We start from the raw sequence: 12570 nt of genomic DNA on the forward strand, positions 1-12570 counted from the left end.
GGTAACACCCAAAAAATTACTTTGAAAGCTCTGTAAAATATTTATAAAATAAAGGAATGGTTTCAATACCTTTTAAATAGTTGAAAATTCCAAAATGCTCGTTGGGAGAGTGAATAGCGTCGCTATCTAGCCCAAAGCCCATTAAAATGGTTTTACTTTTAAGTTCTTGTTCAAATAGCGACACAATTGGAATACTACCGCCACTGCGTTGCGGGATTGGGGTTTTGCCAAAAGTGTCCTCGTAAGCTTTACTTGCTGCTTTATAGCCTATACTATTTATGGGTGTAACATAGCCTTGTCCGCCATGGTGTGGTTTTACTTTTACGGTAACTCCAGCTGGGGCAATACTTTCAAAATGGGTTTTAAACAGCTGTGTAATTTCCTTCCAGTCTTGATGTGGCACCAAGCGCATAGATATTTTGGCATAGGCTTTACTAGCTATAACGGTTTTTGCACCTTCTCCTGTGTAACCGCCCCAAATGCCGTTAACATCTAAAGTTGGACGAATGGAATTGCGTTCGTTTGTAGTGTATTCTGCTTCGCCATAAACCGCATTAATATCTAATGCTTTTTTGTAGTTTTCTAAACTAAAAGGAGCTTTTGCCATTTCCGCACGTTCTTCTTTTGAGAGTTCTTCTACTTTATCGTAAAACCCAGGAATGGTAATGTGATTGTTTTCGTCGTGCAGCGATGCAATCATTTTGGCTAAAACATTTATAGGGTTCGCAACAGCACCACCATATAAACCCGAGTGTAAATCGCGGTTAGGCCCAGTAACTTCAACTTCAACATAACTCAACCCGCGTAATCCGGTGGTTATTGAAGGCACATCGGGTGCAATCATTCCAGTATCAGAAATAAGAATAACATCGTTTTTTAACTTGTCTTGATTGTTTTTTACAAATATGGACAAGTTTGAACTTCCTACTTCTTCTTCGCCTTCTATCATAAATTTTACATTGCATGGGAGTTGATTGGTACTCGTCATAAATTCCAAAGCTTTTACATGCATGTACATTTGCCCTTTATCGTCGCAAGCGCCTCGAGCAAAAATAGCACCTTCTGGATGTTTTTCTGTTTTTTTAATAACAGGCTCAAATGGTGGTGAATGCCATAAATCTAACGGATCTGGTGGTTGTACATCATAATGCCCATAAACTAGAACGGTTGGAAGGTTTTTATCTATTATTTTTTCTCCATAAACAATAGGGTAGCCATCGGTTTTGCAAATCTCAACATGGTCGCAGCCCGCTTTTTCCAAGCTAATTTTAATCTCATCAGCAGTTTTTAAAACATCATTTTTATAAACTGAGTCAGCACTTATAGATGGGATTTTTAATAGCTCAATGAGTTCGTTTAAAAAGCGTTGTTTGTGTTCTTTAATGTATGATTTAACGTTGTTCATGGTGAATTTATAAAGTTGTTACCAAAAGTATAAAAAAAGAATGTTTTTAGTGATAAAGAAGTTTGCAATTTAAAAATGTTGTTTATATTTGCAGTCCTTTAGCGGGCGTGGTGGAATTGGTAGACACGCTAGACTTAGGATCTAGTGCCGCGAGGTGTGGGAGTTCGAGTCTCCCCGCCCGCACAAAAAGTCGAAGAGAAATCTTCGGCTTTTTTAGTTTAAAACTGCGTCCATTTTTTTAGGTACAGCATAGGTTGTTTGGATAGAGTGGTTCACTTTATCCGTTTTTTGTAAACCCTATTTTTGATTTGCTAAAGACTTTTCTGTATTGCTACAAATACAGCACAAATGTTCAACGATTTTATTTATGCCTCTTATAGGCTAACAATCGTAATGCATTAATAACTACAATTAAGGTTGAACCTTCGTGAATAGCTACGGCAATTCCTATACTAGCCCATCCCATAATGGTAGATGGTATAAGTAGGGCTACAATTCCAAGACTTATCCATAAATTTTGTCTTATTATGGATTTGGCGCTTCTACTTAAACCAATGGCAAAAGGCAGAACCTCCAATTTATCTGCCATTAATGCGATATCAGCAGTTTCCAATGCCACATCACTACCAGCAGCTCCCATAGCAATGCCTACGGTACTGTTTGCCATGGCAGGTGCGTCGTTTACTCCGTCACCAATCATCGCTATCCTCTTTTCTTGCAAAGCCAGTTGCTTTATAGCCTCAACCTTTTCTTCTGGGAGTAAACTTCCCCTAGCTTCAGTCAACCCTATTTCTTGGGCTACGGCATCAGCTACTTTTTGGTTGTCGCCTGTAAGCATAATCATTTTTTTGATGCCTATTTTCTTTAGTTGTACTAAGGTTTCTTTTGCTTTTTCTCTAGGCGTATCCATTAGCCCCAATATGCCTATGAATTCATTTCCAAGTTTTATCAACATTGTTGTCTTTCCTTCTCCCTCCAATGAATGTACTTTTTCAGCCACTTCTTTCGGAACACCATTGTCTATATCATCAAACAGCTCTAGATTACCAATGTAAACGAGTTTGCCTTGATATTCTGCTTTGATGCCTTTCCCTTGTATAGCTTCTGTATTACTCGCATTGGGGATATTTACATCTGGGAATAATTTCGTTTTCCCATCTCTAACTACTGCTTTGGCTAATGGGTGGTCGCTCAACTCCTCAACGGCAATAGCTACTTTTAGTAAGTCTTCTTTTTTGGTACCGTCAAAACCAATGGTATCGGTCAATTTTGGTTTCCCTTCGGTAAGAGTCCCCGTTTTATCAAATGCCAAGGCAGTTAAAGAGCCTAAATCTTCCAACGGACGCCCTCCTTTTATCAGAACCCCTCCACGGGCTGCCCTGGCCACCCCACTTAGTACTGCCGATGGTGTTGAAATGGCTAATGCACAAGGGCTTGCTGCTACTAAGACCGCTAAAGAGCGATATAGACTTTCGTTCCAAGTTTCATCAATGACTAGAAAGGCAAAATTGAGTAGGATGACCAACAGGATAACCGAAGGCACAAAGATTTTTTCGAATTTGTCGGTCAACAATTGCGTAGGCGACTTTTGCTCTTGTGCATTTTGAACCATGGTTACCAATCTGCTTAAGGTAGAGTCCTGTGCTTCTTTAATAACTTTTACTTCTAAAACATTGTTTCCATTTATGGTTCCTGAAAACACTCGGCTTTCTTCGGGGATATTGTTATGGTTCTCATAATTTGTGTCAAAGTTTTCTATGGCCTTTTTATCTACAGGAACGCTCTCTCCCGTAATAGGTGCCTGATTTATGCTACTTGATCCACTAACAATAATACCATCTGCTGAAATTTTACTGTTAGGACGAATAACAATGACATCCCCAATTTTTAAGGTCTCGATGGCTACTTCTTCAGTTTTCTTTCCTTTTTTCAACAATGCGGTTTTAGGGGCTAAATCGGTAAGGGCCGCAATGGATTTTTTTGCTTTTCCCATAGCATAATTTTCTAGGGCATGGCCCAAACTAAAAAGAAACAGTAACAAAGCACCTTCTGCCCATTCTCCCAAATAAGCTGCTCCTGCCGCTGCTACGAGCATTAAAAAATCAATTTCAAACTCACCTTTTGAGATTTTTGTAATGGCTTCTTTTAAGGTAAAATACCCTCCAAAAAAATAAGCTGAAATATATAATCCAAAAGGAATATTACTTGAAATACTTCCATATTTTTCCAGTAAATATCCTGTGATTAAACAAATACCACTTAAAATTGCAAAATAGAGCTCCGTGTTTTTTCCAAAAATACCACCATGGTCATGATGATGCCCTTCTTCTTTATGGTGTTTTTTGTTTTTGTTTATCATACTTTTATTTTTAATTCATATTGCATTTTTCACAAATGCCTTTTACAATAAGATTCATGTCTTCTGCTTTATAACCTTTCGGAAGATTGATTTGCGGAATTTTATAATCCGTCAAACAAACCGTTTCTTGACATGTGTTGCATCTAAAATGTAGGTGCAGGTCATTATTTTCCTTAGATGTAAATTGGTCTTTGCAAATAGCATATTTTATAATACCTGTGCCATCTTCTATAGCGTGTACAATACCTTTGTCTTCAAATGTTTTTATAGTGCGGTATAAGGTGCTTCGCTCTGAGGTGTCAAAGTTTTTTTCCAGTTCGCCCAAGCTTATGGCATTCTCTTTTTTTTCTAATAACTGATATACTAATAGCCGCATTGCTGTGGGACGAATCTCTTTATTTTCAAGTATTATTGCTATTTCTTCCATTTTATTAGTTGTTATCCGTAATGATTTTTTGAAATGGGTCTGCTGTTTATTTCTCTATGGAAAGCTATCGAACAGACCCTAACCAAACAATCAAAATCAATCTTTATATTTTATTAATGACTATGTGATGTTTCGCCTTTTTGCATTTCCGATATCAGGTAGTAAGCATTGTTGAATACTACCTGCGTGTTTTCCAAAAGAGGTTCCAGTAGCTTTATTTCCACCCAGCCATCTTCGGTTATTCCTGTGCGGACTTCAATCGGTTTTAACTCCCATTCAAGTTCTCCGTCTTCTAAATGTTTTTGAGCTGTAAAAATGAACGGCTTTCCGCCTTCTTCTATAATGGCGTCTTCTGGTAAGGCCATCACTGGTGCCTCACCAGTCCTTATTTTTCCATTGATGTACATTCCGGGGATAAGGAAATCTTCTTTTTTATCGATTTCGGCATGTATGTGTACGGCCTTTGGGTTTTGCTCAAATTGCTTTCCTACGGAATAGATCTCACCTGTAAGGTTGCTATTGGGCACCGATTCTAATGTGAAAGAAATTTTTTGCCCCTTTTTAACTTTATGGATGTCCTCTTCAAAGACCATCAAATCCGCATGAATATGCTCATTATCCACAATTGCAAACATAGGAGTCTGGGGTGCTACATATTGCCCCATTTGAACTTTTACTTTCTCTATATAACCTGCAATAGGGCTTGTTACAGGAACATATTCGTAAATTTCACCGTTCCTTATTTTTGAGGGACTTATATTCAATTGTCGTAACTGCGATTCATAGCCTTTTACCTCTGCTTTAATCGATAGATAATCTGCTTCTGTTTGCTGAAACGTCTTCCCTGAACCAACCTTTTCTTCATATAATCGTTTTTGGCGTTCGTATTCTTTTTCCAAAAACTGCATCTTATTAAAGGTTTTAATATAATTGGTTTGGATTTGGGACAGGTCGGGGTGGGAAAGGTATGCTAAGGTCTGTCCTTTACGCACTTTATCACCTTCTATGACTTTAATGCCACTTACGTTACCGCCCAAAATGGCAGTTACTGTAGCTTCATATTGAGGTGGGACCTCCAATTGTCCGTTAGCTTTAACCACACCTGAAAGCGATTTTGTTGGTAAAGGGCCAACTTTAATGCCTAAGCTATTGAATTTTAATTCGGATAAATGCACTGCTTCACCTTCTTCTCCAGAACCTTCTTCGCTTTCTTCATGTTCTTCTCCTTCTTTATGGTCATGGGCTTCTTCTGTGTTGGAAAGCTTCTGGTCTTCGTTTTGCTTAACCTCTTCCTTGCACCCCATAAAAAGGGCTAACACAAGAGTTAACATTAAAATCTTTATTATTTGTGTTTTCATATGTTAATATTTATTGATTTTTAATGGTCACATGTAACATCCAAATTATCATTACCGTTATTCGTTAAAACATTAGTCATGGATGTTTCATCTTATTGTTTATCTTAAGTTTTATTTAGAATTTTTTAGGTAATATTCGAGTTGGTAACGACTGTCCAAGTAGCTGTTGAAAGCTTCCCAAGCACTTATTTCAATACGGATAACATCTCGGATATTCTGTAAGAAAGCCACGTAGTTGATGGCTCCTTCCTTAAAGGCCAATATGGTGCCTCTTTGCTGTTCTTTGGCCAATGGTAGTGCTTTGTTTTTATAATAATCCCACGAAGTTTTCCATTTTATAAAATCTTCCCGCATATTTTCATAGGCTGTTTTTACTTTTAGCTTTTCGGTATAAAAATTCTCTTCTGCTATTTTTTTGTCAATTTTTGCCTTTTGCGCTCTTCCTAAATTGGCACCGAAAAACAATGGAATTTGTACCCCTACTTGATATTGATAAAATCCTGATTGCCCATTAATTTGTTGCCTGCCGTATTGTGACTGAAACTTTGGCAAAAATTCAGATTTTTGTACCCTGGTAAATGCCTTAGCTACATTTATTTGCTGCTTTGAAGCTTGAAGTAGCGGATGGTTTTCCAAGGATGTTGCCCTATAATCAAACGGAGCTTCTAAAGATTCCAATGAAGAATTTGGTACACTGTAGAACGTATCACTGGCAAACCATTGGTTTAACTGTTGCAATGCTTTGTTGTATTCCCTAAAAGCCTGTTCTTTTTGAATTTTGACCTCATTGGCTTGATTGGATGTTGCCAAATATTCTAGATTCGAAGAGGCTTCGGTTTCATACCTTATTCTGGCCGCTCTCTCAATATCTTGAAAAACGGAATCCATTTGTTTATATACTAAATATGTTTTTCGTTTTGTATATACATTTGCCCAAGACCTACTTACCTCGCGTTCCACTTCTAGGGCGGTTAAGTTTACAAGATTTTCTGCTAAATGGATACGTTCCTTTTGCAACTTTAATTTGGGAACAATTCCAAACACATTGATGTCCTGCTGTTGCACTCCAATGGTGTTGAATGTGCCTTTATCTCCATTGCCTACTTCTTCCTTTCCTGTAAATATTTGGGTATTTCCAAAATCAAAGGCTGTTTTTCGCATCGCTTTTTCGCCTTCAATTCCAAGTTTTGCGGCTTTTAAACTTGGGTAATTGGCAAAGGCCATTTCCTTGGCTTTTTCTAGGCTTATTGTTGGCAGACTATCCTGTAGGATTATTTTGTTTTCCAATATAATTTCTTGACCAGAAACAGGAATAGTGAAACTCAATACACATCCTATGATTAAAACGGTAGTTATAGTACTTGGTTTTAATGACGAAAGCTTCTTTTTACCTTTGTTTTCTCCTCTTTTTTCAATGAATGTATATAAAATTGGAAGTACAATTAATGTTAGTAAAGTAGCCGTTAACATCCCTCCAATAACCACGGTTGCCAATGGTCGTTGTACTTCGGCACCGGCCGATGATGAAAATGCCATAGGCATAAAACCTAAAATATCTGTAGTTGCTGTTAACATAATTGGTCGTATTCTTTCTTTGGTTCCTGTTAATATTCTTTCTCGTATGCTTGTTACACCTTCTTCTTTTAAGGAGTTAAATCGGTTTATAAGTACTAACCCGTTGAGTACGGCAACTCCAAATAGCACTATAAAACCTACGCCTGCCGAAATACTGAATGGCATATCCCTTAACCACAGGGCAAATATGCCGCCAATAGCTGCCAATGGGATAGCGATGTATATCATTATGGATTGTGAAAAAGATTTTAGGGCAAAATATAAGAGTACAAAGATTAAAAACAGTGCTATCGGTACAACAATGGTTAGCCGGTTTTTAGCACGTACGAGATTTTCAAATTCCCCTCCATAAGTAATATAATAGCCTGGTGGAAGGTTTAATTCCGCATCTAGCTTCTGTTGAATATCGGTTACTACAGATTCCACATCACGCCCTCTTGCATTTATTCCTACGTAAGTCCTGCGAAATGTATTGTCACGAGATATTTGCATAGGTCCTGGTACATAACTTATGTCTGCTACTTCTTTGATGGGAACTTGGGTGCCATCGGGCAAATCAACATATAAAGCACGTAAATCTTCGATACTTTTGCGGTGTTCTTCATCAAATCGGATAACCATATCAAAGCGTTTTTCTCCTTCAAAAATAACACCTGCATTGCCACCAGCGAATGCCGCACTTATATAATCGTTTACTTTCTCTATGTCGAGCCCGTATTGTGCCATCTTTTTTCGTTTGAATTTTACGGTCATTTGTGGTAGACCTGATGTGCGTTCTGCGTTTACATCCCCAACACCTGGAACGGTTTGGATAATGGCTGCCATTTCCTCGGCTTTTTGGGAAAGTACTTCTAAATCTTCACCATATAGTTTTACAGCAACATCTTCCCGAACGCCTGTTAGCAATTCGTTAAAACGCAATTCTACAGGTTGGCTAAACACCAAGTTTACACCTGTAAGTTCACTATCTAGTTTATCCTTGATTTTATCTATTAATTCTTCTTTTGAACTTGCAGACGTCCATTTGCTCATATCTTTTTCCAGGATGATGAACATATCGGCAATATCCATAGGCATAGGATCGGTAGGAATATCGGCTACCCCAATTCTCGCCACAGCTGTTTTTACTTCAGGAAAGTTATCAATGAGTATACTCTCTATTTTGTTTGATACATCAATAGCTTCTGTTAACCCTGTTCCCGGTCGTAATAAGGCTTGCATGGCAAGGTCCCCTTCATCCAATTGAGGGACAAATTCGCCTCCCATTCTTGAAAATATAAACCCTGAAACGATAAGTAAAGCCACAGCAGCCCCAACAACTAGGGTCTTTGCTTTTAACGCACCCTTTAAAAGTGGCAAATAGGCTTTTTGGATGCTTCCTATAATTTTATCACTGATGCTTTCCAACCAGCTTTCAAATTTACCAAACCAATTATTTTTGTTTTTAACAGGTTTCATAAATAAAGCAGACATCATTGGGACGTAAGTTAAGCAGAGGAAAATAGCTCCAATCATGGCAAATCCAAAGGTGAATGCCATTGGACGGAACATCTTTCCTTCAATACCTGTTAAGAAAAGAATAGGCGCAAATACGATTAGAATGATAATTTGCCCAAAAAAAGCTGATCCCATCATAGTGCTTCCTGCATCATAAGCGACCTTATCCATAACCTCTTGATTGAATTTGAGTTTGCCAGAACGTATCCGTTTTTGAATTTCATAAACCGTTCCTTCTATAATAATTACAGCACCATCTATAATAATTCCAAAATCAATAGCTCCTAAGCTCATTAAATTTGCCCAAACTCCAAATTGTTTCATTAAAATAAAGGCAAAAAGTAATGACAGTGGTATTGTTGTAGCTGTAATTAATCCGCCTCTTAAACTCCCTAGCAAAAAGACCAATGCAAAAATGACGATAAGAGCACCTTCTAAGAGGTTTTGGGTTACAGTACTAGTGGTTCTTTCTATTAAATTACTTCTATCTAAAAACGGTTTAATTTCTAATCCTTCGGGTAGTGATTTTTCAACGTTTTGCATTCGTTCTTGTACATTGGCAATAACTTTGTTAGGATTTGCTCCTTTCATCATTAATACCATTCCACCTACGGCTTCACGACCATCCTGGGTAAAGGCTCCATAACGAACCTGGCTTCCAAATTGAACTTTTTCCGTAGCATCTCCTATGGTAATTGGTAGGCCATTTTCATTCCTGATAGAAATAGCCTTGATATCCTCCAAAGACCTTATTAGTCCTTCGCCTCGGATGAAGTTTGCCATTTTGTTTTTTTCGATATAAGCACCTCCTGTATTGACATTGTTTTTTTCTAAAGCGGCAAATACTTCAGAAATGGAAATGCCCATAGCATTTAGTTTTTCGGGATTTATCGCTATTTCGTATTGTTTTATATTGCCTCCAAAAGAGTTGACTTCCACAACGCCATCCAACAGGGTCATTTGGCGTTTTACGATCCAATCTTGGATAGTACGTAAATCGGTAGGGGAGTATTTATCTTCAAAGCCTTCTTTTGGCTTTATAGTATATTGGTATATTTCCCCTAATCCGGTGGTAATTGGTCCCATAGAAGGACTCCCGAATTTTTCAGGGATCTTTTCCCTGACCTCGTTCAGTTTTTCCTGTACCAATTGTCGGGGTTTGTAAATGCCCATATCATCATTGAACACAATGGTTACCACTGAAAGCCCAAAACGGGAAACAGACCGAATTTCTGTTACATTTGGTAAATTACCCATTGCTAATTCTACTGGGTAGGTTACAAATTGTTCAATATCTTCGGTTGCGAGGTTTTCAGATACTGTAATAACTTGTACTTGATTGTTTGTGATATCTGGCACCGACCCCAGATTTACGGTGGACATGGACCAAATACCGGTTACGATAAGCGCCAATGTTAGAAGCCCAATAATAAATTTATTATTAATGGAGAATGAAATGATTTTATTGATCATTATGAAAAAAAATTTAATTCAGTTAAACTTTTCGATGGAAACTACATATAGCAAAATCAACGAAATGAAAATGTTGACCTATCGCGGGATAGGTCTGGATATAACTATCCTATAAACTGAATTAAACTTGCGGTGGTTGTAGTAGGGAGTGGGTATATTCTTTACCTACGTTATCGAAATGAATAATGGGTTCGATAGAAAACCCCATAACTATTGGCTCGAAATCTGGGAGTCCAAAATCTATAGTATGGACGTGACAGCAATGACAGGTGCAGAATGGACTGCATAAGTCTGAAGTACCATTTTCGGAATGATCTGTGTGACCATGCATAACAGTTTCCGTTTGACTTTCATTAGCAGGGAAATTTGCATCACTACAGGGTAGCCCGTTAAGTGCTAGAAGATAAAATGTTAATATGAGTGTTGCTATTTTCACAATACAAATATACAAAATTAGCAATGCATAGGTTATGCAAAGATTTTTTTACTTTATTCTATTACTTGTTTAACCTCACCACAGGTTAGCATTGCATCACCAAAATATGGGTTTGATACTTTTTCTTCTTTGCTCAACCAATAAGCACCTTTGTTATTATCTGCCATTGGACAAAATTGATTGTAAACCTTTTCGTTAACTCCAAATAACTGTATTGCACTACCCAAATGAGATGATAAATGTTTAAAATGATTTCTCTGTTTTTTTATATCCGAGGCTTCTACGATAGATTTAGTTGAAGATTTTAGTTCTTTCTCTAACTTCATCCAATGATTATGAGCATTGTTGTCTCTCAATAATTTCATATCTATCAGATTCAATTTATTGAGTAGTTTCTTTGCATCATCAGCTACTTTTTTTGAATCATCTTTTACCAATGCATCTTTTATATCTAAATAATTATTAAAAACAGTTTTTAATTGATTTTGAAAATCCACGGGAACTTTTATTCTCTCATTCATTTCAGAGTGATTACTATCGCTACTTGAAGTTGTTTCTTGCATCCCCAAATGTCCTTCGTGTCCGGTCATTACTTTTTCACCTTTCTTATTCATCATTGATTTTTTACCCTGCAATTGCGCAGCTGCATCTATTGTGAAAGTTCCATTAGTAACTATTTCATCTCCATTTTCTAATCCACTTAAAACTTCGTAATTTTCTCCTATAGTATTGCCTAATTTTACTTCTTGCATTTCAAAAACAGGCTCATCTGGACTAGTTTTTATATATACTACTGAGCGTTCTCCTGTCCATAAAATCGCTGTGGACGGAATGCTTAATACTTGTTCTTTATTTGAAGAAACACCCTTAATTTCACCTTCAACAAACATTCCTGGCTTAAGGGCATTATTTGTGTTATTTAAAACAACTCTTAATTTCACGGTTCTTGTTCGTGTATCTAATACAGGGTCTATGAATGAAACTTTACCTTTGAATTCCTTATCAGGATAAGCATTGGTTATGATTGACACGTCTTGTCCTTTTTTGAATAAATCAATCTGATTTTCGTAAACATCGAAATTTGCCCAAACCGTGTTTAGCTTTGCAATTTTCAATAGTGGTTGTCCTTGCTTTATGTAATCACCTTGTTCTACTAATTTTTCTGAAACCGTACCCGAAACTGTAGCATATACAGGAAAGTTTTCCAACACTTTACCAGAAGTTTCAATTTTATTGATTTGATTTTCTGATAGTTTCCAAAGTTTCAATTTGTTTCTTACTGCCTTGTACAAAGTGGGTTGAGATTCTTTTAAGGAAGCAGCCGTAATTAATTCTTGTTGAGCCGCATATAATTCAGGCGAATAAATAGTGGCTAGTAACTGTCCTTTACGAATTTCTTCTCCAGTAAAACTCACGTTCAATTGTTCAATTCTTCCAGAAAAATAACTTACTTGCACAGCGTTGGATTCTTCATTTTCAACAATTTTTCCCGATAATTTTATAGCATTACCGTTCACTTTACCATTGCCAACTATGGATGTTTGCACATTGGCTAAAGCCATTGCATTTTCAGTTAACTTGAATTGGTCGGCTAATAAGCCATCTGCACCGCTCTCTGCAGGAATTAAATCCATCCCACAAATAGGACAATCGCCTGGTTCTGGTCGCATAATCTGTGGGTGCATCGAACACGTCCACATTTGATTGACTTCTACTACTTCATTATGATTATGCTCTGTTTCTTTGTTTGATGAATTACCAAAAATTATCCATCCCAATAGTAGTCCTATCACTAATATTCCTATATAAATTGCATATTTCTTCATTTCTTTATTTTTTTCGTTTTAATAATTTTTTAATTGAAGGCGATGATGTATACCACAGTAAAAATCCACTTAATACAGTAATTAATCCCAATAGTGAAAAGGTTCTTAAAACAACTGTATTAAAGTTGTCTCGACCTTCATAATCCATTGTATGGGTCATCCATAAAAAGTCAAACCAGCGCCAACTTCGATGTCTTACAGTTTGAAATTTTCC

At 37.1% G+C, this 12570-nt stretch carries 7 protein-coding genes, 1 tRNA gene and 1 pseudogene; 1 reads left to right on the plus strand and 8 read right to left on the minus strand.

Features of this window, described 5'->3' with window-relative positions:
* Positions 1-16: 16 nt before the first annotated feature.
* Positions 17-1405, minus strand: coding sequence for a dipeptidase (locus AADI82_RS09590; RefSeq protein ID WP_341216228.1), 1389 nt, complete (start codon positions 1403-1405; stop codon positions 17-19).
* Positions 1406-1506: 101 nt separating this feature from the next.
* On the opposite strand from AADI82_RS09590, the gene AADI82_RS09595 reads away from it, so the two are divergent.
* A tRNA-Leu gene (locus AADI82_RS09595) sits at positions 1507-1588 on the plus strand.
* A gap of 178 nt (positions 1589-1766) precedes the next feature.
* Here the strand turns inward: AADI82_RS09595 and AADI82_RS09600 are convergent.
* The 7 genes and pseudogenes from AADI82_RS09600 to AADI82_RS09630 form a co-directional block, all read right to left on the minus strand.
* Entirely contained in the window at positions 1767-3764 is a 1998-nt protein-coding gene (locus AADI82_RS09600; protein ID WP_341216229.1) for a heavy metal translocating P-type ATPase, read from the minus strand.
* A 10-nt stretch (positions 3765-3774) separates the two neighbouring features.
* Positions 3775-4191: a transcriptional repressor gene (locus AADI82_RS09605; protein WP_341216230.1), complete on the minus strand. Its 417-nt coding sequence runs from the start codon at positions 4189-4191 to the stop codon at positions 3775-3777.
* Positions 4192-4304: 113 nt separating this feature from the next.
* Positions 4305-5549, minus strand: coding sequence for an efflux RND transporter periplasmic adaptor subunit (locus tag AADI82_RS09610; RefSeq protein ID WP_341216231.1), 1245 nt, complete (start codon positions 5547-5549; stop codon positions 4305-4307).
* Between the two features lie 111 nt (positions 5550-5660).
* Positions 5661-10094: a CusA/CzcA family heavy metal efflux RND transporter gene (locus AADI82_RS09615; protein WP_341216232.1), complete on the minus strand. Its 4434-nt coding sequence runs from the start codon at positions 10092-10094 to the stop codon at positions 5661-5663.
* Between the two features lie 121 nt (positions 10095-10215).
* Positions 10216-10530, minus strand: coding sequence for a DUF6660 family protein (locus AADI82_RS09620; RefSeq protein ID WP_341216234.1), 315 nt, complete (start codon positions 10528-10530; stop codon positions 10216-10218).
* Positions 10531-10583: 53 nt separating this feature from the next.
* Positions 10584-12356: an efflux RND transporter periplasmic adaptor subunit gene (locus AADI82_RS09625; RefSeq protein ID WP_341216233.1), complete on the minus strand. Its 1773-nt coding sequence runs from the start codon at positions 12354-12356 to the stop codon at positions 10584-10586.
* 4 nt (positions 12357-12360) lie between these two features.
* A pseudogene (locus AADI82_RS09630) lies at positions 12361-12570 on the minus strand (hypothetical protein); the annotation flags it as partial.

This window comes from uncultured Wocania sp., from assembly GCF_964021735.1.
In the GTDB taxonomy this organism is placed as follows: domain Bacteria; phylum Bacteroidota; class Bacteroidia; order Flavobacteriales; family Flavobacteriaceae; genus Wocania_A.

Excerpts from the sequence above, each read along its gene's own strand:
- AADI82_RS09590 (WP_341216228.1), bottom strand. The coding sequence starts at position 1,405 with ATGAACAACGTTAAATCATACATTAAAGAACACAAACAACGCTTTTTA.
- AADI82_RS09600 (WP_341216229.1), bottom strand. The coding sequence starts at position 3,764 with ATGATAAACAAAAACAAAAAACACCATAAAGAAGAAGGGCATCATCAT.
- AADI82_RS09605 (WP_341216230.1), bottom strand. The coding sequence starts at position 4,191 with ATGGAAGAAATAGCAATAATACTTGAAAATAAAGAGATTCGTCCCACA.
- AADI82_RS09610 (WP_341216231.1), bottom strand. The coding sequence starts at position 5,549 with ATGAAAACACAAATAATAAAGATTTTAATGTTAACTCTTGTGTTAGCC.
- AADI82_RS09615 (WP_341216232.1), bottom strand. The coding sequence starts at position 10,094 with ATGATCAATAAAATCATTTCATTCTCCATTAATAATAAATTTATTATT.
- AADI82_RS09625 (WP_341216233.1), bottom strand. The coding sequence starts at position 12,356 with ATGAAGAAATATGCAATTTATATAGGAATATTAGTGATAGGACTACTA.